A 24,938-nucleotide genomic window follows, 5' to 3' on the forward strand; every position below is an offset into this window, starting at 1 on the left:
CCCTTATTGATCATAAAAGTGAGAATCTATTTGTTTTACTGTGACTTTATCGACAGTAGGTATGCCATCAGGTGGATTTAGAATAAGTTCTTGAGCGTACTCTATAGTCAGCCTGGATAATTGAGAATTTATAGAATTTTGATTGTTCTGTACATACAATGGATCACGACTACTTGAGAAATTGGTGGAACCAGAAAAATATTCATCACTGGATGATCCTTTAACGGCATTTAATGTTACATTCCTTCCATATACGCCTCCACGGATTTTCAAGTTTGAGCCAACACCGTAGATATCCAAATCGCTGTTCGTATAAAAGAAGGCATTTATGACTTTCGGTTCATTGTTATACAAATTATTGTTAGCAATCGTCAATTCACCTTCACTTACTACAACGAGTGTTCCGCCACTTTCGTTAGATAAATTTTCAATACGTCCGCCTAAACGAGTGTAAAGCGTTCCGTTCATATTTAAGTCTTCACTTATATCAATCTCATGGTTTGTGTAAATGCTTCCTTGAAAGGTCAAGTCGCTTATATAAATACCGCACTTGTTGTTTTGAGTATTGTTTCCATTACAATTCTCATTTTTGGGATATCCACTGATATACATGAATTTATTTTCTGGCAACAAGACTGTTCCAGTTAATTTAGCATTCTCATGAACATATATGGATCCATCAACGGTGAGAGAGGACTCATCATTTCCATCTGGTTCAATAGTAATATCTCCGGCCACAATTAAGTTCCCATCCACTTTTAAGTTAGACCCTTTTAGTTTAAGGTCCCCACGAATATAAGTATCACCATAGAACCGATCAGGAGCTTTTGGAGATTTCCCCTGTCTTTCGTAACCTCTTTTAATGACCTGATAACCATCAATCTCATCTATGTTGCCAGGGTAACCTCTCGTGGTTATATCGCCCATTGGATCGTTTCTTTTTTCAGTGATATATTTTAATACCTTTAACGGGGCAACATCTGGGTTTTCATCTACTATTCTAGGTTTTATCTCAAAGTAAGAGTCCAAATCCTCTTCTAATATTCTCCATTCCCAAAGCCATCCCGGAACTTCATAGCGTCCCTCTACTGATAAGTCACCCTGGATAGATGGATAGGAAGTTTCAGCCCAACGACCATAGCCAGATTTGAAATATGCTTCATCATGTAACCTTAAATCATTACCAACGAATACATCACCCTTAATATAAGGCGCTCCGTTCAAACGCATATCCCCTGGAGTTACTGCCCCATACCTGAATACATCAGCGATCGTAGAAATCGTAAATGTACGGACTAACGTTTTATCTGAACTTTCTACATCAACCTCTATATCGACCCTTTGCAAAAACACACCATTCTCGCCATCTTTCAAGACTTTTTTCTTAATAAGCCCTTCATCACCCAGTCTTTGCTCTGCTTGATGAATAACACTATTGATTCTACTGATGACTCCACCTAAACCAGGGGTCGCTTCAGCAAGATCATCATTGATTTCATCGACACCTTTCATGATATGGGCCTGAGCTTCCTGCACTGTCATTTCAGCATCCGCTTTCGTCTCTATAAAATCGGTATTGGCAGAAGAAAATTGCTGAGAACCGATTGTATAACTCATTAAGCTCAAGCCTAAAATGCTAAAGATGACAAACATGATTAGGACGGTAACAAGAACGTAGCCATCTTCATTTTTAAAAGAATTTCTCATTTTTATCACTCAGTCCCTAAGCGGAAGATTTTTACCAGGCTGTAGGTATCATCTGTATTTTCTTTAAAAATTTCTAAATGGACCGTCAATTTATCACCATTAAGCTCGAATGTTGTATTGGATAAGTCCATATCATCAGCATTTTGTTGGATATCGTCTATAAGTAAATGACCATTTTGAATGGAGACATCTGTCGTTTCTTCTATGTAAGTAAAGGTTGAATCTTCACCCATGCCATTTAAACGAGCCGCTGTTGCAGTGAATGTTTGAAAGATCGTTGTATCCGCATTTTGGACTTTAACGGAATCGACGTTGATCAAGTTTTCCTCTAAACTTAAGATGAGTATATTTGCCTCTTTTCTTAGCTCCGTTTTAGTCGATGACGTTTCAACGGCACCTGTGACAAAATAAAATGCATGATAAGCAGCTACCATAACAATCATGGAGAGGCTGACTACGGCTAAAAGTTCTACTAATGTCATACCTTTTTCGCTTTTGATATTCATCTCTCTACATATCCTTCTAATTGAGTCTCTTTATTGTTCGCCGAGACCGTAACGACGATTTTCGTTAAGTAGTTAGTCAAACTAGTCTCATCAGGATCTGTCACCAGCACATGCCCTTCATATTGTTCGACTTTTTTGCCGGCTGGCAATTCTAGCAGATCAGGGATGTTCACTGGTATTTCTCCCTTGCCTTTATGATCGTCCAAATCTTCGAGAGATTTGGATTGATAGGCTTTCAGTACACCGTCTGCAATTTCCATGGTAGTAAAGTCCCCATCAATCGTATTTGATTGTGTCATTGTATTCATAATGATTTGTGTCGAAACAATGAATATGACAAGAAGTAAGGCCATGGCAACAATCACTTCTACAAGTGAGAATGCTTTCTCTTCCCCAAAATCAGGCATTCGCCTTCTCCCCCATTTTGCATCTATTATCAAAATTATATCGTAAATATAGGACTTTGTCCTGTGAGAATTCGACAAATTACCTATTAAGCTTACAAAAAAACTGTCCAACATTATTCATTGAACAGTTTCAATCAGTTCTTTGTAACTTGCCACACGATCTCGCCCTCTTTGTTTCGCACCTATGTACATCGCTCGATCCGCTTGACGAATTAAATCAAAAGCTTCTTCACAATGATCAGGATAAGTAGCTACCCCAATACTCGCTGTCACTGAGATAGATACAGGCTCATGCGATTCATGAATATGTAATTTAGAAATAAAAGGTTTTTGTATGATCCTCGCGCGTATGGAATGGGCTACTTTTAATGCCTCACTTTGAGAATACCCTGGCAAAAGAATCACAAATTCCTCTCCACCATACCTTGCAAGTGTCCCATGTCCACCCACTACCTCCTGAAGTCTATCTGATAGTGAAGCGAGGACTTCATTGCCACTTTCATGTCCGTATGTATCGTTCACACGCTTAAAGTGATCAATATCCAATAAAACGAGGGAAATCGGCGCTCCTCTTTCTTGCCTTTGATTCATTTTAAAGATGTTCACGATATGGTCCTCAAAATAACGATAATTGTATAGGCCAGTAAGAGCACAACGCTCACTTTCTGCTTTCGTTTTCTCATAATGTCGAGCATTATCTATCGCCACACCTAAATAGTTGCCCAGTATATTTAAAATCATAAACTGAAATTGTAGGAAAGCTCGCTTTTTGGTTGAGTAAATGGTAATGACCCCAACAATTTCTCCATTTCTCTCAACGGGTACAGACAATACCGTTTCAGCACGGTCAGGAGTATATTGATTTTCTAAGTGGGACCATTCCGATTTCTTTTTATAAAAGACACTCTTTCCTTCCTGCCATGTATTGCCACTGATGCTTTGCCCCATGGAAAGTTGAATATGAGGAAAATCGATTTCACCCGATCGATCAAAGAAACGGATCAGCTCCATCCGTTTGTTCTTTTTAACGTCATAGACATAAATATAATCCACAGGAAGGAGTTCGCTCAATCGATCGACAAAAATATCAAGCACTTCTTTAACTCCGAGTTTTCCTGTCAGCTCATGTCCGATGATACTCGTCTTTCTTAGATATGTATTCACCTGATTACTGTTATGGTAAAGCATCAACATCCCTGAAATAAAAACGAAAGGAATGCCGACAAAGAAAATTCCACTCATTCCAAACTCTGAGTAAACCATATAAAGGACAAAGCCAATGGGCAGGACAAGACTTGACGTCAACAATTCCCAGGCAAAACCTTTATCGAGCCATTTTATCTCTTTATTATAAAGTACTTTTGCTACAAATTTTATTGAGAATTGGTTGAGGACAATTTGGGAGAGTGCATAACTCACGATGGGTACGGCATCGCCTCTATCATTCACAGCTGATGGGCCGTGTGTTCCTCCGAGGGCGTAATAGATTCCCGCGGAGACCACTGAAATCAGTAAAAACATAAACAAATTTATCGGTAATCGGTGCAGGTTTGTCCGACCGAGTCTCATTTTTGCCATTAATGCTAAAATAGCCACCTGAGAAACAATGATCTCTATGAAAAGTCCATAATATAAAAAAACTGCAAATGCGATCCCCTGCGTAAAAAATACGGGGTGGTCTCCGATTTGCAGCGGAAATAAAGCTACGATGGAAGCAAGGATGATAAAGGCAGCAATTTCTACCCTGTTTCCTTCTATAACGGGGGATAACCATAAGTACAAGTAAACTAAACTAGCAGGCCAAATAGCTGCCCACACAAACCAAACGCCATATTTCTTTTGCTTCGTCATCCTACCACCCCACCCTAAGGACCTACATTTACGCACGACTATTTTACCATGAGAAATTCAGAACATTACTATCCTATCACGAATTTTCTTTACTTTCAAAATATTTCCTGACTTTAGATATAAAATATAGCGATCCTGTAATGAGCAGAACGCCGTCTTCTCCAACATTGAAAGAGGCTTTACGAATGGCCTGCTTGTAATCTTCAATAGCGATGGTCTCCGTTATCTCCGAGTATTCAGCAAGCTCATGGCCTTTCAACGCTCTAGGAAACTCAAATGTTGTCATATAAGCATTATCGACAACACTCTCCAGTTGTTTCAACATTTTTTTTACAGGCTTGTCTTCTAAGGCAGAATAGACGAGGACAATTTTTTTACCTGCGTAATGACGTTTCACCGTTTCTACAAGAGCGCTCGTCCCCTCTTCATTATGGGCCCCATCTATAATCGTCAAAGGCGCGTCCTTAACTTTCTCAAACCTTGCGGGCCAACGTGTGGATGCCGTGCCTTTTCCATAAAGACTACGGTCAATTCGAACCCCAAGAGACCTTAACACTTCTGCGGCCTGAAGGGCCAACGCCGCGTTTTCCACCTGATGAGGACCTTTCATCTGACTTACATAGGTTTCAGAATGGAACGTTTCATTTGAGAAAACAAAACTCTCTCCTTCATCACTACTAGATCGATGAGTAACTTCAAAATCCATGCCAAGTCTGAACACCTTTGAATCACATGACCGCGCTTTTTTAGTGATTACGTTTATAGCTTCCTGCTGCTTGACTCCAGTAACTACAGGAATGTCAGGTTTGATGATTCCCGCTTTTTCTACTGCAATTTCTCCTATTGTAGCACCTAGAACATTCATATGATCATGTCCGATATTTGTAATAAGGGATAGCACAGGGGTTAGGATATTTGTAGAATCAAACCTTCCTCCCAAACCTGTTTCAATCAATACAATATCAAGCGGAGCCTCGGAAAAATAAAGCATGGCCATCGCTGTTATGATTTCAAATTCCGTGGGTTCTCCTAAAGAGGTTTGTCTCAATTCTTCAGATAAAGGTTTGACTCTGAGAACTAGTTCAGCCAATTCTTCATCTTCAATCGGACGTCCATCCACACTGATTCTCTCATTGAACTTCTCTATATAAGGTGAGGTGAAAGTACCGATGGACATTTCCTGCTCTTTTAGGATATACCGGAGAAAAGAGAGCGTGGACCCTTTCCCGTTCGTTCCCGCGATATGGACCGCTTTGAATTTTTTCTCGGGATGATCCAGCCTCTCCATCATCCATTCCATTCGCTTCAACCCTGGCTTCACTTTGAATTTTTCTCTAGAGTGAATCCAAGCAATTGCATCTTCATAATCCATTTCTATTCCCTCTTTTCAAAAAAGGAGAGTACTCCGTAGAATACCCTCCTCCTTCTTTATGCTTTTAACTCTTTGATTCGTGCTTCTACTTTGGCACGCTTATCAAGATAGTCTGTTTCTTTTTTGCGTTCTTCTTCAACGACATGTCCTGGGGCTTTGCTTACGAAACCTTCGTTGGAAAGTTTCTTTTGAACACGTGTGACTTCTTGATCCCATTTCTTCCATTCATTCTCAAGACGCTTGATTTCATCTTCGATGTTAATCAATCCTGCTAATGGAAGATACAATTCCGCACCAGTAATGACGGCAGACATCGCTTTTTCAGGTGCCTGCAAGTCTGTTGCAATCGTCAGTTCACTAGGGTTGCAGAATCTTTCTAAATAGTCACGGTTCTTCTCAAGCTCTTTGACGATATCGTCGTCTTTCGCCTGGATCATCAACTGGATCTCCTTGGACATCGGTGTGTCCACTTCTGAACGGATATTACGCACAGATCGGATGATGGAAACAAGACGATTCATTTCTTCAACCGCTTCTTCATTATGGAAATCCTCTCTTACCACCGGCCATGAAGCCTGTGTAATTGACTCTCCTTCATGAGGAAGGTGCTGCCAGATTTCTTCTGTAATGAATGGCATGAATGGGTGCAGCATACGCATCGTCTGATCGAGCGTGTACGCAAGAATGGAACGGGTCGTATGGATACGCGCTTCGTCTTCTCCATACAATGGCAGTTTCGCCATTTCAATATACCAATCACAGAAGTCATCCCAAATGAAGTTGTATAGGTGACGGCCAGCTTCACCGAATTCATATTTATCGATGTTCGTCGTCACTTGCTCAATCGTCTGGTTGAGACGAGTCAAAATCCATTGATCAGCAACTGATTTTTCACCTGTGATATCAATGTCTTCATGCTTTAAGTCGCCCATGTTCATCAAGGCAAAACGGGAAGCGTTCCAAATCTTATTGGCAAAATTCCAAGTTGATTCTACTTTCTCCCAGTGGAAGCGTAAGTCCTGACCAGGAGATGAACCAGTGGATAAGAAATAACGAAGTGAATCGGCCCCGTATTTATCAATGACATCCATCGGATCGACACCATTTCCAAGCGATTTACTCATCTTGCGTCCTTCAGCATCACGAACAAGACCGTGAATAAGAACATCGTTGAATGGACGCTCGTTTGTAAACTCTAGGGATTGGAAAATCATGCGGCTTACCCAGAAACCAATGATGTCATATCCTGTAACGAGTACGTTGGTTGGGAAGTAACGTTTATAATCTTCACTGTTTTCATCAGGCCATCCCATCGTAGAGAAAGGCCATAAGGCGGAAGAGAACCAAGTATCCAGGACATCTTCATCCTGTTTCCAGTTTTCCGGATCTTTCGGCTCTTCTTTACCGACATGAATTTCGCCCGTTTCTTTATGGTACCAGGCAGGAATACGATGGCCCCACCATAATTGTCTGGAAATACACCAATCTCTTGTGTTCTCCATCCAGTGTAGATATGGCTTTTCAAATCGATCAGGAACAAACTGTACTTGATCGTCTCCCTTTTGCAAGTCGATCGACGCATCAGCAAGTGGCTTCATATCAACGAACCATTGCGTGGAAAGATAAGGTTCAACGACGGCTCCGCTTCGCTCAGAGTGACCAACGGAGTGCAAGTGTTCTTCAATTTCAAAGAGAACACCATCCTCCTGGAGGTCCTTAACAATTTGTTTACGACATTCAAAGCGATCCATACCCTTATACTTACCGGCATTTTCATTCATCGTTCCGTCTTCATTCATGACAAGAACTCGTTCTAGATTGTGACGGTTCCCAATTTCAAAGTCGTTAGGATCGTGTGCTGGAGTGATTTTCACAGCCCCAGAACCAAACTCCATATCGACATAATCATCAGCGACAATTTCGATTTCCCGACCAACAATCGGCAGGATCGCTTTTTTACCGATCAGGTGCTTGTAACGTTCATCTTCCGGATGAACGGCAATGGCTGTATCTCCAAGCATCGTCTCAGGACGAGTGGTTGCAATCTCAATCGTGCCTTCTTCATCTTTCAACGGGTAGCGCATATGGTAAAACGCACCTTGCACATCTTTATACTCCACTTCGATATCAGACAAAGCCGTCTGCGTGGCAGGGTCCCAGTTGATGATATATTCTCCGCGGTAGATCAGGCCTTTGTCATAAAGAGTTACAAAAACTTCTTTAACAGCCTCTGAAAGACCCTCATCAAGAGTGAACCGTTCACGAGAATAATCAAGTCCAAGTCCAAGCTTTTCCCACTGGGCACGGATGAATTTCGCATACTCATGCTTCCACTCCCACGATTTTTCGAGGAATTTTTCACGGCCGAGATCATGACGAGAGATGCCTTCTTCACGAAGTTTTGCGTCTACTTTTGCTTGTGTAGCAATTCCCGCATGGTCCATGCCCGGTAGCCAGAGTACATCATATCCCTGCATCCGCTTCACACGTGTCAAGATATCCTGCAATGTCGTGTCCCACGCGTGGCCGAGGTGCAGCTTCCCTGTAACGTTCGGCGGTGGAATGACGATTGTATAAGGTTCCTTGTTTTTATCTCCTGTTGCTTCAAAAAATTTACCATCTACCCAGTATTGATACCGGTCCTTTTCTACGGTTGCCGGATCGTACTTTGTAGGCATTGAAAGATCTTTTTGATCCATTCGATCTTCCTCCTTTTATTCTCTTTATAAAAATAAAAAACCCTTTCATCCTAAAAAGGACGAAAGGGTTTCATTTCCGTGGTACCACCTTTAATTTACAGGAAGTCATTCCTGTACACTCAAATAAAAATAACGGCTTCTAACCGGCTTCTCCTACTCGTTGTTCAAAGAAGCTGCATCAAGGGCGACCTTCCATCAACAGGGTTCCTGGAAAACTCTCACCAACTGTTTTCCTCTCTGAAGGAATTGTTCATGTACTCTTCCCTATCTAAGCATTTCACGTATAAAGACTATAATACATATTGTATATAAAAAAGAGGCATTTAGTCAACTCTGTCAAAGAAAAAGGCGAAAACCCCTGAGCAGATTGCCCAGGAGCCTTTATTCTCCTATGAAAAGAGGTGCTTTTTATGAGTCGTTTGTATCGTTATCGTCTGCCTCCATGGTGCAGAACCTGGTTGTTTGTCATTGAAAAATCCTTACTTCCCATCGTTATTTTCCAGGCACTACGAACCATCATCTTCCCGACTACTTTCGATATCTTCCTTCTCGGATTGGTCCTCGGTTTGTATCTCGCTTTCAAATATAAATGGATTTAGTTCGGAATATACACAATCTGCCCAGGAGAAACGTCATCTTTATAATCGTTGACTCGTTCTAATTGTTTCACAGATACCTCATACTTTTCCGCAATAGAGGACAGTGTTTCTTCTTCCTGGGCAATATACATTTTCATCTGTGTGTACGTGTCCTCCCTGTTCGGGAACAGGTGTTTGAAGATTTGTTTGATCCCGTCCATGCCTCCAGGTGCCTGAGCACTTTCTTGATCGGATTCTTCGCTGCTGGACTCTTCTACACTGACTTCGCCCCATTCGCTACTATCATAGGAAGGCTCTTCAGGAGGTAACTGGGTATTTTCCTGAGCATGACCAAAAAACTCTGGGAAACTTTGTGATTTCTTATAAAACCAACGGCCATCATCATCGTCTTCTTTATGCTCACTTTCATCTTTTTCATCAATCCGAAAAATAGGCGCTTCACGTTCTGGCAGGACAGGAGATTCTTTTGGACTTTGTTCTTGGAAATTGACCGGACCGACCGTCGCGGATTCATCAAACGTCGGTTCATTTGATGCTTCTTGTTGTTTTTCTTCCAGTCCGTTTATATTCACATGGGCATGAAGGCGAAGTTGACGATTGGCTGGAAGTTCGTAATCAAAACTTTCGATGTCGATGAGCACATCTTCCAAATTCGATACCCTTTCTAATGGAACAGTGATTTCCACTGGGAAAGAGTGGCTGAACGTATGAATCCCTTCTTCTGATGGTTCGACTACATCCATGGTTCGAACAGAAGGTGCAAGAGGACTTTCATCCTGCGCATCCTGGCTTCCAGTTGGAATGTATTCGCCTGCAAGATCGACAGTCCCTTTCAACCGGACCTCATCTCCAAGCTCTTCAATGGTAATTTCAGGTTCTAATGATATGCCGATTAACTCGCGAACGCCCTGTCCTTCCTTGAACCATATGGATTCATCTAAATAAAAGGAAAATACATTTTGTTTGTTTTGCAAAGTACGGTCCCCTCCCTAAGGTAATAAACACTTTTCTCTATTACCACCTTATGCGAGAGTTAGAGTAATATACATAACGAAAGCGCATGGGGATTCCCCATGCGCTTTTATTATTTACCTTTAATTTGTGAAAAGACTTTCTCAGCCGCTTGAATTGTTTTCTCGATATCTTCGTCCGTATGTTTGACAGACAAGAACAACCCTTCAAATTGAGAAGGCGGCAAATACACACCTTCTTCAATCATTCCCTGGAAATAACTCGTGAACAATTCCAAGTCGGATTGGTTGGCTGTTTCAAAGTTCGTTACAGGTTCGTTTGTAAAGAAGAACCCGACCATTGAACCCGCCCGGTTCACTGTCAGTGGAATGTCGTGTTTTTCAGCGGCTTCCTCGTAACCTTCAATCAGGCGATCTACTTTTTTGTTAATGGAAGCATATGCTTCTTCCGTCATAGCGGAGATGGTTTCATAGCCTGCCGTCATCGCGAGCGGGTTGCCAGAAAGCGTACCGGCTTGATAGATATCTCCAACAGGAGCGACCCGTTCCATGATTTCTCGCTTTCCACCATAGGCGCCTACAGGAAGACCGCCCCCAATTACTTTTCCAAGGCAAGTCATGTCAGGAGTCACACCAAAGTGGCCCTGAGCACTGTAGTATCCAACACGGAAACCAGTCATAACTTCATCAAAGATCAGGACGGTCCCATTGTCTTCCGTCATCTTTCTTAACTCTTGCAGGAAGCCATCATTTGGTGGGACGACACCCATGTTTCCGGAAACAGGCTCAATAATGACAGCAGCTAGATCGTCTCCGAACTCTTCGAAAACGTATCGGACGCTTTCTAAGTCATTGTAAGGGACCGTTATCGTATTTTGCGCAATGGATTCCGGTACACCGGGAGAGTCCGGCAGTCCAAGAGTCGCTACGCCAGAGCCTGCTTTGATCAGCAAGGAATCTCCATGGCCATGGTAATTTCCTTCAAACTTCAAAATTTTATCGCGGCCTGTGTACCCACGAGCCACACGAAGGGCACTCATCGTCGCTTCTGTTCCTGAGTTCACCATACGCAGCATTTCAATAGAGGACACCCGTTCTCTCACAAGGGAAGCCAATTCGTTTTCCATTTCTGTAGGAGCACCGAAGCTCGTCCCATTCGCTGTCGCTTTGGTTAAGGCTTCTGTCACCTTTTCATCGGCATGGCCTAAAATTAATGGACCAAAGCTTAAGACATAATCGATGTATTCATTGCCATCGAGATCATAGAGTTTAGAACCTGCACCCTTTTCCATAAAAATCGGATCCATCTGCACAGATTTAAATGCACGTACAGGGGAGTTCACTCCACCTGGCATTAAGTCTACTGCTTTCGTATAGGCTTGTTTTGAACGATCAAATGTTTTCATTTTACGACACCCTTTCTGTCCGCGTTATTGATTTAACCAACGAGCTGCATCTTTAGCGAAATAAGTAATAATGAGATCAGCGCCTGCTCGTTTCATAGAGGTGAGTTTTTCAAGAACCATTTCTTCTTCATTGACCCAGCCATTTTGAGCTGCTGCTTTGATCATGGAATACTCCCCACTGACATTGTAGGCGACCAGTGGCAAGTTGAAACGATCTTTCACTTCGCGCATGATGTCAAGATAAGCAAGCGCCGGTTTAACGATCAGGAAGTCTGCACCTTCTTCGACATCCGACTCTGCCTCCCTTAATGCTTCCAGGCGGTTCGCAGGATCCATTTGGTAAGCACGGCGGTCACCAAATTGAGGAGAGCTATGAGCCGCATCGCGGAATGGACCATAAAAAGAAGAAGCATACTTAACAGCGTAAGACATGACAGGGATGTGACTGAACCCTGCTTCATCAAGGCCCTCACGAATAGCCGCAACAAAACCATCCATCATGTTCGATGGGGCAATGATGTCAGCGCCTGCTTCCGCTTGAGTGATCGCTGTTTTCGTAATGTAAGTTAAAGACTCATCATTGGCAATATCTCCATCGCGGACAATTCCACAATGACCATGATCGGTATATTGACATAGACACGTATCCGCAATCACGGTTAAGGAAGGAAAACCTTCTTTAATTTGACGGATGGCACGTTGGACAATCCCCTCTTCGTGATAGGCTTGACTTCCTACGTCGTCTTTTTCTGCTGGTACACCAAAGACAATGACAGATTTAATACCCAACCTTACCAGCTCGTCCATTTCCTCATTCAAGTGATCGAGGGAGACTTGATGGACTCCCGGCATCGAAGCAACTGGGTTTTTGATGTCTTCTCCTTCTACAACAAAGATCGGGTAGATTAAATCTTCCGTACGAAGATGGGTCTCTCTCACAAGCGCTCTCATGGAATCCGTTCGGCGCAAGCGACGGTGGCGTTTGAACTGCAAATCTTTCATATTTATCTTTTCCCTTCGTTAGAAAAATAGTAAGTCATTTGTTTTAACATATGGGCGATAGTGAACTGATCGGGAACGTGAACGTTGGTAAACCCACATTTTTTTGCTTCTTTAGCTGTCGTCGGACCGATACAGAAACAAGGAATCTCTCCACCTTGATTCTGGACCATAGACACAAATGCACGTACGGTCGACGGACTTGTAAAGGTTAATGCATCAATCTCTCGTTCCTGAATCCACGCAAGGAGTTCAGGCTTTTTTTCTTCCACTAGTAGCGTATCATACACGGTCATGGAATGGAAAAATACACCCTTGTCATTAAACATGCGAGGAAGAGCGTCTCTTGAACGATTTCCTCTTATGTACAAAATATTGCCAGGCTGAGGCTGGCTGGAAAGAAACTCTTTCCCCATCGAAGACGCATGATATTTTGAAGGGATGAAATCAGCCTTAAATCCAAAATCATTTAAACGTTTCTCGGTTTTAGATCCGATGATGGCGAATTTAAGAGATGGTGGAACCTCAATCTTGTACTTTTTCAGAAGCTCGAAAAAAAACTTCACGCCATTCGCGCTTGTGATAAACACCCAGGAATAGTCGTGAAGTCGTTTCAAAATCTCTTGATGAGACTCAGAATCATTCAATTGGAAGGAGAGAAGGGGAGTGTGATAGACAACTCCCCCTTCTGCTTCTATTCTTTCAATAAATGAGCGTGCTTGGGACTGTCCTCTCGTCACGAGAATTCTCTTCCCTTGCAATGGCTGCATTATTGGTCATACTCCTCTTTAGCACGATCCACAATCTCCTGCGCTCCTTGTGCTTTCAAACGATCCGCTGCTTCTTTCCCTACTTCAATTGGATCTGTACCTGAAACCGTTTCATGCAAGATGGTCTTTCCATCAGGTGTACCGACAAGCGCTGTCAAAACGATTTCCTCGCCTTTACGGTAGGCATAACCACCAATAGGAACTTGACAGCCTCCATTCAAATCATGGAGGAATTTACGCTCAGCAGCCACCGTCGTTTCAGTGTACTCATGGTTCAACTTTTTAAGGAAGTCGCGTAATTCTGAGTCGTTCTCACGACATTGAATCGCAAGAGCTCCCTGCCCAACAGCAGGAACACAAACATCAGGCTCTAGATATTCGGTTACGACATCATCATCCCAGCCCATACGTTTTAACCCTGCAGCTGCGAGAACAATAGCATCGTAGTCCTCTTCCTTACACTTACGGAGGCGTGTGTCGATATTCCCTCGAATCCATTTGATTTCTACGTCTGGGCGTACGGCCTTGATTTGAGAACCGCGTCTCAAACTACTCGTGCCAACGATCGCTCCGGCAGGAAGGTCTTTAAGAGCAACGTTCCCATTCGAAACAAAAGCATCACGGTGATCTTCACGAATCGGAACAGCCGCCACCATCAATCCTTCTGCCATTACTGCAGGCATATCCTTCATACTATGAACAGCCATATCGATTTCTCCATCATACATGGCCTGTTCAATCTCTTTAATGAATAGCCCTTTACCGCCTACTTTAGAGAGCGTGACGTCAAGGATTTGATCACCTTTCGTCGAAATTCGTTTGATTTCAAACTCATAGGATGGATCGATCTGTTTCAACTGGTCGATCACCCACTCTGTTTGTGTAATCGCTAAATTACTTTTGCGTGATCCGATGACGATTTTTCTCAAAACATTTCCTCCTCGATACTAAAAATGAAAGTTAGATAATGAACCAAATAAAAAGAAGTTGATCAATAGAAACAGGAATGCTGCTGCATTGAATATAGCGATCGTCCGTCCCTGATACCCTTTTATAACTCTCAGCGTCAAATAAACGATGTAGACGAGTAATACGAGTAACGATCCAAGTGTCTTAGAATCATACCAGTAAAAAGCTGCCGTAGAGACATATCCCCAAACGACACCTAGAATGATGGCAATCAATAACAGAGGGACACCTAATATGATAGCCACATAAGAAAAGTGATCCAACTTTGTTAAATCACCAAGGCGGAATAATTTTGCATCCCATTTCTTTCTCTTCAATAAGCGGTACTGCAACAAATACATAACGGAAAAGATAAACGACAGCGTAAAGAAACCATAAGATATGATCGCTAAACTGACATGGATAACAAGCAGCTCATTAACGAGAGCCACTCCCCTATTTTCCAAAACATTTTGAGCCCTCGTAGATATGTGAATAATCATAATCAAAAAACCGACCACATTTGTGAAGAATACGAGAAAATCCACTTTGAAAAGTCTGTTAATGATGAGGGAGAACGTCACTAGAATCCACGAATAAAAATACAATCCATCATAAACCGTCATGATCGGAAAATCATCTTTGACAAAAACCTGCGAAAGCAGAAAGAAGGTTTGTAAAACCCAAACCATACTAAGTAACCAGAAGGCAGTAATGTTCGCCTTCCGGTTATTTTGTACAAAGTCGATGAAGTATCCAATGATACTCAATCCATATAGAAAAAGGATAAGTTCATAAACCCATTTGAATTCAAGCATTTTACTTCCACCTTATGAATGGGCTACAGGGCTGATGATAGAGATGGAATCACTGGCCTCTGTATCGTTCTTCACCTTCGCGCTGTTCTTTTTTTCTTGTTCTTCCGCCTCTTTTTTCACCTGCTCTTCTATACCAAAGATTTGAGTGAATAAACGCAAGGTTTCCTCTGAATCTGGCTGTGCTGCCATTTCCTTCGCTTGAGAGATCGGTTCTTTCAACATTTGATTGATGATACTCTTCGTGTGTTTACTCAATACTTTCCGTTCACGATCGGTCAGCTCCGGCATCTTTCTTTCAATACTCTTCATTGTTTCTGCCTGGATATTCAAAGCTTTTGAACGAAGAGCTGAAATCACAGGAACAACACCTATCGTTTGTAACCACTGCTTAAACTCCACAATTTCCGCTTCAATCATGATTTCAATTTCTTTGGCTGCTTGTTTCCGGAGTGCAAGATTAGCATCCACGATCCCTTGCAAGTCATCAATATCATACAAGAATACACTTTCCAGAGCTTCCATAGCAGGGTCCAAATCTCGTGGAACAGCAATATCTACAAAGAAGAGAGGCTTCCCTTTTCGTTTCTTATGAATAGGTTCCATCTTTTCCTTCGTAATGACATAGTCTGTTGCTCCTGTTGAGCTGATGACGATATCAGCATCCTCCAACACACCCTCAAGCTCGTCCATCGTATGCGGATGACCGTTGAATTGATCAGCTACGTTCTGAGCTTTAGCTAACGTGCGGTTGACGACCGAAACTTTTCGGACACCGGAACCATGAAGGTTCTTGGCAGCTAATTCTCCCATTTTCCCTGCACCCAGGATGACAATATGCTTGTGGACAAGATCACCAAAAATCTTTTTAGCAAGCTCTACCGCAGCGTAGCTTACAGATACAGCGTTTTCACCGATTTCCGTCTCTTTATGGCCTTTTTTCGCCATGGTAACCGCTTGACGGAACAACTGATTGAAAATGGTTCCTGTTGTTCCAGCTTCCTGTGCCTGAAGGAAAGACTGCTTCATTTGACCGAGGATTTGCGTTTCTCCAAGGACCATAGAGTCGAGACCTGCCGTGACGCGCAATAGATGCTCGATCGCTCCATCGGTTTCGTATATGGAAAGAAAAGGAGAGAACTCTTCTTTGTCAATGTTAAACCAGTCGGATAGAAACTGTTTGATATAATAACGGCCTGTGTGGATTTGATCCACAACCGCATAAATTTCCGTTCGGTTGCATGTAGAAATAATCACATTTTCCAGCACACTTTTTTGTACGTTGAGGCGCTGCATGGCTTCTGTCAGCTCATCCTCAGAAAATGTGAGCTTCTCGCGAATTTCCACAGGGGCTGTTCTGTAATTAAGACCGATAGCTAAAATGTGCATTTCATCTACCCCCATTAAACGTTCAAGACTTATCACATATCCATTAGTATAGCACAAAATCCGGACGAGTTTTCGTTAGAAATATGAACAGATTTTGAATCCCTTATGATAGGATGAAATTAGATGATATAGAAAATAATAACGATTTATTTAGAAGAACTTTAAATTATAATCCGATTGTAATATACCAAAACCTACGCATAATCGCAAGGATGTGACATTTTTGTACAATAGAAAAGGATGTGTTCATGCTGAATAAGCAAAATTCCCTTATCGGACTATTATTTATCGGCTTAGGTGTTTACTATTTGCTTCGTCATCTCAATATTCCCGAATTGACACCATTTTACTCATGGCCTACTTTAGTAATATTCATAGGTCTGGCCTTTCTATTACATAGCTACTGGACAAAAGATCATTCATCCTTGTTCACCGGTGTAATACTGGCTGGATTCGGTTTGCATTTCCTAGCCGTTAACCACGTCCCTTTCTGGCGGGATCACTGGGGCATGTATCTTATTATTGTTGGCATTGCTTTTCTATTGCATTATAGAAAAACAAAGAATGGTTTGATTCCTGCCCTTTTATTTCTTGGTATCGGATTATTTGCCATGTTCGCCCCAACCAACCCTGCATGGTTCCAATGGATTCAGGGCGTTTTTCAGTTGATCGAACGTTTCTGGCCACTTGTCCTTATCGCTTTTGGCTTTTATCTACTAAAAAAGAAATAACCACTCATTCACAAAAACTCCCTATTCTTGAAGACTCAGTTTCGAGACTTTTGTTGAGTGGATGGGGGCTGCGGGGAATGACTCGCTTTCCGCGGGAGCGCGGTGAGCCTCCTCGGACTGCGTCCTGTGGGGTCTCACCATACACTTTTTTCCCGCAGGAGTCTCGCCGTTCCCCTCCGCCCCTTTGCCATATAAGTGTCTCGAAACCACTTCAACAAATAGCGGAACTTCCAAAAGTAGCGTGTAGATACTAAAGAGTGTACATTTTTCATGAAAAGCCTGCTACAGAGCGCTTTATCAATCTAGGACAGGGATGGTGGAAGACACTCATCCTGGGCTAAATAGGTTCGTTTTTCACACTTATCAAATGGGGTGGTTGGGAAGCTGCGAGACTCCCGTGGGAGAAGGAGATAGGCGAGATCCCGCAGGACGAAGTCCGAGGAAGCTTGCCACTCCCCCACAGGAAAGCGAGTAGCTTCCCAGCCACCCCTGACGCTCAATTCAGCAACGACCCCCAAAGCACCTCGAAATCAAGTCTTCAACAATCCTGCCATTTTCTTTAACAACTTTTCAAAGGAATAAGACACAAAACCCCAGAGGTAGCCTCTGGGGTTTTGTGTCTTATAAAATGGAGCTTAGGAACGCTTGGGTTCGTTCTTCTTGTGGGTTTTCGAATAAATCCTTCGGAGCTCCCGACTCTACTATTTTTCCGTCATGCATGTAAACGACGCGGTCGGCGACTTCTCTTGCAAATCCCATTTCGTGCGTGACCACGACCATTGTCATTCCTTCCTTCGCCAGGTCTTTCATTGTCGCAAGAACTTCTCCGACAAGTTCAGGATCGAGCGCGGAAGTTGGCTCATCAAACAGCATAATTTCTGGTTTCATTGCAAGAGCTCTAGCGATCGCAACCCTTTGTTTCTGTCCACCTGAGAGTCTTGATGGGTAATCATTGGCTTTATCGCCAAGTCCAACCTTTTCTAAGAGCTCCTGACCTTCTTTTTTCGCCTGACTTTTAGCTATTCCTTTGACTTGGGTAGGTGCTTCCATCACGTTGCCTAATACCGTCATGTGTGGGAAAAGATTAAAGTGCTGGAAGACCATTCCTACTTGTTGTCTTACTTTGTTCAAATTGTCTCTTTTAGGATCAATTTGTTTCCCTTTAATAAAGAGCTCCCCGCTGTTTTTCATTTCTAAAAAATTCAAACAGCGCAGCATTGTACTTTTCCCGGACCCGCTGGCCCCGATGAGTACGACCACTTCACTTTCTTCCACATGGAAATCGATATCCTTCAGTACATGTAGATCCCCAAACGATTTATTTAATTTATTGACTCGAATCATTTGCTCTGACAATTGTGTTTCCTCCTCTGTTAGTCACTCACAGCCATTTTCTTCTCAATCGCACTGACAACGAGGGTCAGAAGGAATACGAGAATCAAATACCATACAGCACTTACGAGCAACCAGGTCATATAGTCGAATGTATTGGCCCCTTGGGTGGTAGCTACAGCAAATATCTCGGATACACCGATGAATGCAGCTAACGATGAATCCTTCAAACCAATGATAAACTGATTCCCAAGCGGAGGCAATGCACGTCTAAAAGCCTGAGGCAAGATAATCCGACGCATCGTCAAGGTACCACTCATTCCAAGTGATCGACCAGCTTCTGCCTGGCCTTTTCCAATCGATTGGATGGATCCTCGGAAAATCTCTGCAATATAGGCACCATTGTGGAAGGCAAGTCCAAGCGCTACGGACCAGAATCCACTGATCATCCACACTTCTGTTAAACCATAATAGAACACGAAGATTTGAACAATCAGAGGAGTTCCCCTCACCACATAAATGTATATATTCGCAAGCCATTCCAACGGCTTGATTTTGGATATTTTCATGAAAGCAAACATTAACCCGATGACAATTGCTATTAAAATAGAGACCGCTGTAAGGGCCAGAGTCATTTGGGCGGCTTCAAAAAACATGCCCCGACTATCTATAAGTGCTGTCCAAAAGTTTGCAGAATACAAATACAATTCACTTCAACTCCTCTATAATGTCAAAAAGAGCACGCTCATTGCGCACTCTTCTTAACTTCGGTCTTCAACTGAAAAACGAGTGTTTACTCCGGCAGAGTCGTAATGTCTTCACCAAAGTACTCTTTACTGATTTCAGCAAGTGTTCCATCTTCACGAAGTGTTTCTAGAGCTGCATTGATTTCTTCAAGTAGGGCTTCGTTTTCTTTTGCAATAGCAACCGCCTGTTCACTGCGCTCAATCATTTCTTTCGCTTCAATTTTAAGCCCTTTCCCTGAAGCTTCCTTACCCGTTAAGAAATCTGTGATTACAGCGTCATGACGACCTTTTGCCAAGGATTGCAAAGCGACAACATCACTGTCATAAGTCTTGATGTTCTCAGTGACTTCTTCAGCATACGTGCTATATGTCGAACCTTTAGAAATGGCAATCTCCATTCCTTCTAGATCTTCTAGTGTTTCAACATCACTATCTGGACGCGTGAAAATTTGCGCGCCTGAATAATAGTAAGGTGTTGAGAAATCAACTTCCTGTTGTCTTTCTTCTGTTATAGTGTGACTTGCCACCGCCGCATCAAAACGGCCCGTCTTCACACCTTCTACGATACTTGCAAACTTCTGTTTTTGAGGATTTGGCTCTAAGCCCAACTCCTTCGCAATAGCATTCGCAACATCAATATCAAAACCTGTCATTTCCCCGCTTGCATCTGTCATACTAAATGGGCTGAATTCACCAGAAGCAGCAAACGTGAACTGTCCACCCTCTACAAGGTCATAGGCTGTTTCTTCTGAGGAATCCTTGGAATCCGTTTCGTTTGTATCCCCTGTCGTTTCTCCTTCATCTTCACTTCCGCCACAGGCAGCAAGTGCAAAGATCATGAAGATGCTCAGGGCGATCATAAATAAATATTTTCTCATAACCAAAAATTCTCCCCTTCGTCAATTTGTCATTTTTCTGTAATAATAGCGACACTTTAAATTATATCTATTTATCAAACAATTCCCAAAATTAAACATAGTCCAAAAAATACTGAATAACGCTGATGAGAGGCTTGACCTACGACAGGCAGTACTTTCCTTATAAATGCATGAATTTGCTTTAATATAATAGTTTTTTGTATGAATATACATGTTTTATGACATAAAAAACCACTTCCCTTATATAGAGAAGTGGTTCTATCTTAGAGATTCAAGTGTGAGAGCATGGTCTTCCATGCAACATCCTTGCCTTCGCCTGTTTCGGATGAAAAAGGAATCAATGCATCTTCCTCTTCCATTTCCAAGACATCTTGAATCATTTTCAGTTGTTTCTTTCGTTGACCCTTTTTAATTTTATCAAGCTTTGTCGCAATGACCATGACTGGCAGGTCGAAATGCTTTAAATAATCATACATCAACTGATCATCTTCTGTTGGTTTATGACGGATATCAATGATCAATGCTGTTGCTTTCACCTGTTCACGTTCAGCAAAATATTCTTCCATCATGGCTCCCCACTTCGCGCGTTCCTTTTTGGAAACTTTCGCATATCCATAACCGGGAACATCGACGAAATGGAATTTATCGTTGATGATGTAAAAGTTCAACGTTTGGGTTTTTCCGGGTTTTGATGAAGTCCTCGCTAAATTTTTGCGTTGAATCATCCGGTTGATAAATGATGATTTACCAACATTCGACCTTCCTGCCAGCGCAATTTCAGGAATCGGTGCTTTTGGGTACTGCTTTTTGCTCGCCGCACTGATGACGATGTCTGCCGAGTTAACTTTCATGTACTGCCTCCGTTAATGCTTGTTCTAATACTTCATCCAAATGCTTCACAGGAACAAAAGTCAGACCTTCCTTGATACTGTCTGGGATATCTTCCAGATCTTTTTCGTTCTGATCTGGGATGATAATTTTTGTTAATCCTGCACGGTGGGCGCTCAATGATTTTTCCTTCAAACCACCGATAGGCAAAACGCGGCCTCTTAACGTGATTTCACCTGTCATGCCCACCTCTTTACGGACAGGACGACCTGTCAGTGCCGATACGAGGGCAGTCGCCATCGTGATGCCGGCAGAAGGGCCATCTTTAGGTGTCGCGCCTTCAGGTACGTGAATATGGATGTCGTTCTTTTCCACAAAATCAGGGTCGATGTTCAGTTCGTTCGCTCTTGAACGAATATAGCTGAACGCCGCTTGTGCGGATTCTTTCATCACATCTCCCAATTTCCCTGTTAATGTAAGGTTTCCTTTTCCAGGATATATTGAAACTTCTATCGATAATGTGTCTCCACCTGCTGTTGTATAAGCAAGGCCTGTGGCTGCTCCAATCTGATCTTCCAGTTCTGCACGTCCATAACGGAATTTCGGACGCCCGAGAAGCTCTTCCAGTTGTTTTTCCGTCACAACCACCCGTTGTTTATCACCAGAAACGATGATTTTGGCAGCTTTTCTGCATAGGCTCGCCAATTCACGCTCTAAACCACGTACACCCGCTTCTCTTGTGTACCGGCGGATCAGTTTCAAGAGCGCATCATCACGTAATTGCAGCTGGCCTTTCTTCAAACCATTTTCTTTCACTTGCTTAGGAAGCAGATGCTCTTTAGCAATATGAACTTTCTCAACTTCCGTATATCCAGCAATGGTGATAATCTCCATTCTGTCACGCAATGGTCCAGGGATGTTCGAAATATTATTGGCTGTAGCCACAAACATGACCTTTGATAAATCATAGTTTTCTTCGATGAAGTGATCGCTGAACGTTCCGTTTTGTTCTGGGTCGAGGACTTCCAACATGGCTGAAGATGGATCCCCTCTGAAATCACTAGCCATTTTATCAATTTCGTCAAGTAAAAATACAGGGTTCACTGTCTCCGCACGTTTCATCCCCTGAATAATACGTCCGGGCATTGCCCCAATATAAGTTCTACGATGACCACGAATTTCAGCTTCATCACGGATTCCGCCTAAAGAAATTCTAACAAATTTTCGATTGATGGATCGAGCGATGGACTTAGCAAGGGAAGTTTTCCCCACCCCTGGAGGTCCAGCCAGACACAAGATCGGCCCTTTGATCGTTTGAGTCAATTTTTGAACCGCTAAGTATTCAAGGACACGCTCCTTGACCTTTTCCAAACCATAATGATCTTCGTCCAAAATCTTCTCAGCACGGTTCACATCGAGGTTATCTTCGGTCTCATTCGACCATGGCAAGGCCACAAGCCATTCAATGTAATTGCGTATGACCGAACTTTCCGCTGAACTTTGTGGAACTTTTTCATATCTTCCGAGCTCTTTATAAGCGATTTCTTCCACTCGTTCAGGCATATTGGCCTGCTCTATTTTTTCCTTAAGCTGAGCGACCTCACCTGATTTTCCATCTTTATCACCAAGTTCGTTTTGGATCGCTTTCATCTGTTCACGCAAATAATATTCCTTTTGCGTTTTTTCCATGGATTTTTTAACCCTTTTGCCGATCTTTTGCTCGATTTGCAAAACTTCACGTTCATTCCCAATCATGTCGACAAGCTTTTGAAGACGCTCTTTCACATTCACTGTTTCCAGAATTGACTGCTTTTCTTTTAGTTTCACTGGCAAATGGGAAGCGATCATGTCGGCCATATGACTCGGTTCGTCGATATCGGACACGGTATTAAAGGTTTCCTGGCTTACTTTTTTAGATACTTTAACGAATTTCTCAAATTGGTCCATAAGCGTTCGCATGAGAGCTTCTTCCTCATTTTCTCCTACATGCTCATCCTCAATTTTTGAGATATTCGCGTGATAAAAGTCCTCATCATCGACTAATTGTTCAACACGGGCTCTATATAAACCTTCTACAAGGACTCGATTGGTGCCGTTTGGCAATTTAACCATCTGTTTTACCCTGGCAATTGTTCCAACCTCATAAAGGTCATCTTTCGAGGGTTCATCAATATTCACTTCTTTTTGTGACACGAGAAATATTTCATTGTCATCCATCATGGATTGCTCCAACGCTTGTACCGATTTTTCACGCCCCACATCCAGGTGAAGGACCATAGAAGGGTACACAAGCAACCCTCTGAGAGGAAGTAGAGGTATATTTTTTCTCTGTTTGTCCGTCATTTCTTGCACCTCCGATTATTGCAACTACGTATTTTTATCATATATAAATGTACTTGGAAAGTAAACGAAACGGCACCAAATGATTCCAACACCGAAATCCCCTAACCAATTACTGTCAAGGGGCTCACTCCTCTAATACTTTATTATGAACAGAAACCAGCCTTTCATGCTTATGTAGTCATCTGTCAATTTAATAATACAGAAGCCGTGCTACAACATTTTCGTAGCACGGCTTCTTGGATTTTATTCCCTAAGGTTTACGCACTCTCTTTAGGAGATTGTTTATTCTCATCTTCAACAGTACCATCTGTCAAGACCAGCTTAGGACGCCCATTTTTAGCAGTGACTGTCTCTTTCGTAATGATACATTTCTCAATATCATCACGTGAAGGAAGTTCATACATGACATCCAGCATGATTCCTTCTATAATAGAGCGCAATCCACGAGCCCCTGTCTTACGTTCTATAGCTAGACGTGCGATTTCACGAAGCGCATCTTCTTCCATTTCCAATTCGACATGGTCGATTTGGAAAAGCTTTTGATATTGCTTCACAAGCGCATTCTTCGGTTTTGTAAGAATTTCTACAAGCGCATCCTCATCAAGCTGCTCGAGGCTGCCGATGACCGGTAGACGACCGATGAATTCCGGAATCAAACCATAGCTCAACAAGTCTTCTGGAAGTACTTTTGTGAGCAATTCTTTCTTCTCTGCTTCATCCGCTGCTTGCTCAGAACCGAAGCCGATCACTTTTCGTCCTAGACGACGTTTAATGATTTGATCGATTCCGTCAAAAGCTCCTCCAACGATAAACAACACATTAGTTGTATCGATTTGGATGAACTCTTGATGAGGATGTTTACGTCCACCTTGGGGAGGTACACTCGCTTGAGTTCCTTCGAGGATTTTCAATAGCGCTTGCTGCACTCCCTCACCAGATACATCTCTTGTGATGGATGGGTTCTCTGATTTACGGGCTACTTTATCGATTTCATCAATATAAATGATTCCTTTTTCTGCTTTCTCAACATCATAGTCTGCTGCTTGAATCAACTTCAACAGAATGTTTTCAACATCTTCACCGACGTAACCGGCTTCTGTTAAGGAAGTGGCATCAGCAATGGCAAATGGTACATTCAGAATACGTGCCAATGTTTGAGCAAGTAAGGTTTTACCGCTACCTGTAGGTCCAAGCATGAGGATGTTACTTTTCGCAAGTTCTACATCATCATTTTTCACACCTGCATTGATACGTTTATAGTGATTATATACGGCTACAGACAGGTTCTTTTTGGCTTGATCCTGGCCAATGACATAATCGCTAAGAATTTCGCGGATTTCTTGAGGCTTCGGTACCTCTTTGAATTCCACTTCCTCTTCATTACCTAACTCTTCTTCAACGATTTCCGTACAAAGTTCAATACATTCATCACATATATATACGCCAGGCCCTGCTACAAGCTTACGGACTTGTTCCTGACTTTTACCGCAGAAAGAACATTTCAACTGTCCTTTTTCATCGTTAAATTTAAACATTCGTTTCACCCCTTATTATAATGACGCAATTGTTGCGACTGAAGTTTCATGATACGACGCTTACGCTTCCACTTCACTTCTTTTGCCCATCATATCAGATTAACTT

General features: G+C 42.5%; 21 protein-coding genes and 1 other annotated feature. Of the genes, 2 read left to right on the forward strand and 19 right to left on the reverse strand.

The annotated features are described in order from the left end of the window. Positions 1–3 precede the first annotated feature (3 nt). The 6 genes from BLS23_RS11385 to BLS23_RS11410 form a co-directional block, all read right to left on the reverse strand. Complete coding sequence (locus BLS23_RS11385; RefSeq protein WP_089652680.1) at positions 4–1,707, reverse strand: hypothetical protein; 1,704 nt, start codon at positions 1,705–1,707, stop codon at positions 4–6. Between the two features lie 5 nt (positions 1,708–1,712). Continuing rightward, a complete protein-coding gene (locus BLS23_RS11390; RefSeq protein ID WP_089652681.1) occupies positions 1,713–2,213 on the reverse strand; it encodes a PulJ/GspJ family protein in 501 nt (166 codons plus the stop codon). After that, positions 2,210–2,620, reverse strand: coding sequence for a PulJ/GspJ family protein (locus tag BLS23_RS11395; RefSeq protein WP_089652682.1), 411 nt, complete (start codon positions 2,618–2,620; stop codon positions 2,210–2,212). Before BLS23_RS11395 ends, BLS23_RS11390 begins: the two co-directional genes overlap by 4 nt. Positions 2,621–2,737: 117 nt before the next feature. After that, on the reverse strand, positions 2,738–4,471 hold the full coding sequence (locus BLS23_RS11400; RefSeq protein ID WP_089652683.1) for a sensor domain-containing diguanylate cyclase: 1,734 nt from the start codon (positions 4,469–4,471) through the stop codon (positions 2,738–2,740). Positions 4,472–4,547: 76 nt separating this feature from the next. After that, complete coding sequence (locus tag BLS23_RS11405; RefSeq protein ID WP_089652684.1) at positions 4,548–5,843, reverse strand: bifunctional folylpolyglutamate synthase/dihydrofolate synthase; 1,296 nt, start codon at positions 5,841–5,843, stop codon at positions 4,548–4,550. 56 nt (positions 5,844–5,899) lie between these two features. Continuing rightward, complete coding sequence (locus tag BLS23_RS11410; protein ID WP_089652685.1) at positions 5,900–8,542, reverse strand: valine--tRNA ligase; 2,643 nt, start codon at positions 8,540–8,542, stop codon at positions 5,900–5,902. Positions 8,543–8,594: 52 nt separating this feature from the next. Further along, positions 8,595–8,822: a binding site (T-box leader), on the reverse strand. 130 nt (positions 8,823–8,952) lie between these two features. Here BLS23_RS11410 and BLS23_RS11415 point away from each other — a divergent pair. Beyond that, entirely contained in the window at positions 8,953–9,141 is a 189-nt protein-coding gene (locus BLS23_RS11415; RefSeq protein ID WP_089652686.1) for a hypothetical protein, read from the forward strand. On the opposite strand, the gene BLS23_RS11420 is transcribed toward BLS23_RS11415, so the two are convergent. The 7 genes from BLS23_RS11420 to hemA all read right to left on the reverse strand — a co-directional run bounded on the left by BLS23_RS11420 (position 9,138) and on the right by hemA (position 16,439). Next, on the reverse strand, positions 9,138–10,115 hold the full coding sequence (locus tag BLS23_RS11420; RefSeq protein WP_089652687.1) for a LysM peptidoglycan-binding domain-containing protein: 978 nt from the start codon (positions 10,113–10,115) through the stop codon (positions 9,138–9,140). The two genes, BLS23_RS11415 and BLS23_RS11420, sit on opposite strands and share 4 nt — an antisense overlap. A gap of 110 nt (positions 10,116–10,225) precedes the next feature. Continuing rightward, positions 10,226–11,518 carry a glutamate-1-semialdehyde 2,1-aminomutase gene (gene hemL / locus BLS23_RS11425; RefSeq protein WP_089652688.1) on the reverse strand — a complete coding sequence of 431 codons (1,293 nt, stop codon included), beginning with the start codon at positions 11,516–11,518 and terminating at the stop codon, positions 10,226–10,228. 24 nt (positions 11,519–11,542) lie between these two features. Continuing rightward, the gene (hemB, locus tag BLS23_RS11430) at positions 11,543–12,520 is read right to left on the reverse strand and encodes a porphobilinogen synthase (RefSeq protein WP_089652689.1); all 978 of its coding nucleotides are present in this window, start codon (positions 12,518–12,520) and stop codon (positions 11,543–11,545) included. Positions 12,521–12,522: 2 nt separating this feature from the next. Further along, the gene (locus tag BLS23_RS11435) at positions 12,523–13,287 is read right to left on the reverse strand and encodes a uroporphyrinogen-III synthase (RefSeq protein ID WP_089652690.1); all 765 of its coding nucleotides are present in this window, start codon (positions 13,285–13,287) and stop codon (positions 12,523–12,525) included. After that, positions 13,287–14,216 (reverse strand): hydroxymethylbilane synthase, encoded by a 930-nt coding sequence (gene hemC, locus BLS23_RS11440; RefSeq protein WP_089652691.1) that lies wholly within the window; start codon positions 14,214–14,216, stop codon positions 13,287–13,289. Before hemC ends, BLS23_RS11435 begins: the two co-directional genes overlap by 1 nt. Before the next feature lie 18 nt (positions 14,217–14,234). After that, positions 14,235–15,053 carry a cytochrome C assembly family protein gene (locus BLS23_RS11445; RefSeq protein WP_089652692.1) on the reverse strand — a complete coding sequence of 273 codons (819 nt, stop codon included), beginning with the start codon at positions 15,051–15,053 and terminating at the stop codon, positions 14,235–14,237. A 12-nt stretch (positions 15,054–15,065) separates the two neighbouring features. Further along, positions 15,066–16,439, reverse strand: coding sequence for a glutamyl-tRNA reductase (hemA, locus tag BLS23_RS11450; RefSeq protein ID WP_089652693.1), 1,374 nt, complete (start codon positions 16,437–16,439; stop codon positions 15,066–15,068). 248 nt (positions 16,440–16,687) lie between these two features. On the opposite strand from hemA, the gene BLS23_RS11455 reads away from it, so the two are divergent. Next, entirely contained in the window at positions 16,688–17,170 is a 483-nt protein-coding gene (locus tag BLS23_RS11455) for a LiaI-LiaF-like domain-containing protein (RefSeq protein WP_244157178.1), read from the forward strand. A gap of 621 nt (positions 17,171–17,791) precedes the next feature. Here BLS23_RS11455 and BLS23_RS11460 read toward each other — a convergent pair. From BLS23_RS11460 to clpX, 6 genes are all read right to left on the reverse strand, one after another. After that, positions 17,792–18,514 (reverse strand): amino acid ABC transporter ATP-binding protein, encoded by a 723-nt coding sequence (locus tag BLS23_RS11460; protein ID WP_167356076.1) that lies wholly within the window; start codon positions 18,512–18,514, stop codon positions 17,792–17,794. A gap of 29 nt (positions 18,515–18,543) precedes the next feature. Then, positions 18,544–19,158, reverse strand: a complete 615-nt coding sequence (locus BLS23_RS11465) for an amino acid ABC transporter permease (protein ID WP_089652721.1) — start codon at positions 19,156–19,158, stop codon at positions 18,544–18,546. A 137-nt stretch (positions 19,159–19,295) separates the two neighbouring features. Beyond that, on the reverse strand, positions 19,296–20,126 hold the full coding sequence (locus BLS23_RS11470) for a transporter substrate-binding domain-containing protein (protein WP_089652695.1): 831 nt from the start codon (positions 20,124–20,126) through the stop codon (positions 19,296–19,298). A 263-nt stretch (positions 20,127–20,389) separates the two neighbouring features. Beyond that, positions 20,390–20,977, reverse strand: a complete 588-nt coding sequence (gene yihA / locus BLS23_RS11475; protein WP_089652696.1) for a ribosome biogenesis GTP-binding protein YihA/YsxC — start codon at positions 20,975–20,977, stop codon at positions 20,390–20,392. Further along, complete coding sequence (lon, locus tag BLS23_RS11480) at positions 20,967–23,297, reverse strand: endopeptidase La (RefSeq protein ID WP_089652697.1); 2,331 nt, start codon at positions 23,295–23,297, stop codon at positions 20,967–20,969. The genes yihA and lon overlap by 11 nt, the downstream gene beginning before the upstream one ends. Positions 23,298–23,554: 257 nt before the next feature. Further along, positions 23,555–24,832: an ATP-dependent protease ATP-binding subunit ClpX gene (gene clpX, locus BLS23_RS11485; RefSeq protein ID WP_089652698.1), complete on the reverse strand. Its 1,278-nt coding sequence runs from the start codon at positions 24,830–24,832 to the stop codon at positions 23,555–23,557. Between the last annotated feature and the right edge of the window lie 106 nt (positions 24,833–24,938).

Source organism: Halobacillus aidingensis, from assembly GCF_900104185.1.
GTDB lineage: Bacteria > Bacillota > Bacilli > Bacillales > Halobacillaceae > Halobacillus > Halobacillus aidingensis.

Coding starts and splice junctions, on each gene's coding strand:
- lon (WP_089652697.1), bottom strand. CDS start 23,297: ATGACGGACAAACAGAGAAAAAATATACCTCTACTTCCTCTCAGAGGG.
- BLS23_RS11415 (WP_089652686.1), top strand. CDS start 8,953: ATGAGTCGTTTGTATCGTTATCGTCTGCCTCCATGGTGCAGAACCTGG.
- BLS23_RS11410 (WP_089652685.1), bottom strand. CDS start 8,542: ATGGATCAAAAAGATCTTTCAATGCCTACAAAGTACGATCCGGCAACC.
- hemB (WP_089652689.1), bottom strand. CDS start 12,520: ATGAAAGATTTGCAGTTCAAACGCCACCGTCGCTTGCGCCGAACGGAT.
- BLS23_RS11390 (WP_089652681.1), bottom strand. CDS start 2,213: ATGAATATCAAAAGCGAAAAAGGTATGACATTAGTAGAACTTTTAGCC.
- BLS23_RS11465 (WP_089652721.1), bottom strand. CDS start 19,158: ATGTTTTTTGAAGCCGCCCAAATGACTCTGGCCCTTACAGCGGTCTCT.
- BLS23_RS11395 (WP_089652682.1), bottom strand. CDS start 2,620: ATGCCTGATTTTGGGGAAGAGAAAGCATTCTCACTTGTAGAAGTGATT.
- clpX (WP_089652698.1), bottom strand. CDS start 24,832: ATGTTTAAATTTAACGATGAAAAAGGACAGTTGAAATGTTCTTTCTGC.
- BLS23_RS11400 (WP_089652683.1), bottom strand. CDS start 4,471: ATGACGAAGCAAAAGAAATATGGCGTTTGGTTTGTGTGGGCAGCTATT.
- hemA (WP_089652693.1), bottom strand. CDS start 16,439: ATGCACATTTTAGCTATCGGTCTTAATTACAGAACAGCCCCTGTGGAA.
- BLS23_RS11445 (WP_089652692.1), bottom strand. CDS start 15,053: ATGCTTGAATTCAAATGGGTTTATGAACTTATCCTTTTTCTATATGGA.
- yihA (WP_089652696.1), bottom strand. CDS start 20,977: ATGAAAGTTAACTCGGCAGACATCGTCATCAGTGCGGCGAGCAAAAAG.
- BLS23_RS11435 (WP_089652690.1), bottom strand. CDS start 13,287: ATGCAGCCATTGCAAGGGAAGAGAATTCTCGTGACGAGAGGACAGTCC.
- BLS23_RS11385 (WP_089652680.1), bottom strand. CDS start 1,707: ATGAGAAATTCTTTTAAAAATGAAGATGGCTACGTTCTTGTTACCGTC.
- hemL (WP_089652688.1), bottom strand. CDS start 11,518: ATGAAAACATTTGATCGTTCAAAACAAGCCTATACGAAAGCAGTAGAC.
- BLS23_RS11405 (WP_089652684.1), bottom strand. CDS start 5,843: ATGGATTATGAAGATGCAATTGCTTGGATTCACTCTAGAGAAAAATTC.
- BLS23_RS11455 (WP_244157178.1), top strand. CDS start 16,688: ATGCTGAATAAGCAAAATTCCCTTATCGGACTATTATTTATCGGCTTA.
- BLS23_RS11470 (WP_089652695.1), bottom strand. CDS start 20,126: ATGAGAAAATATTTATTTATGATCGCCCTGAGCATCTTCATGATCTTT.
- BLS23_RS11460 (WP_167356076.1), bottom strand. CDS start 18,514: ATGATTCGAGTCAATAAATTAAATAAATCGTTTGGGGATCTACATGTA.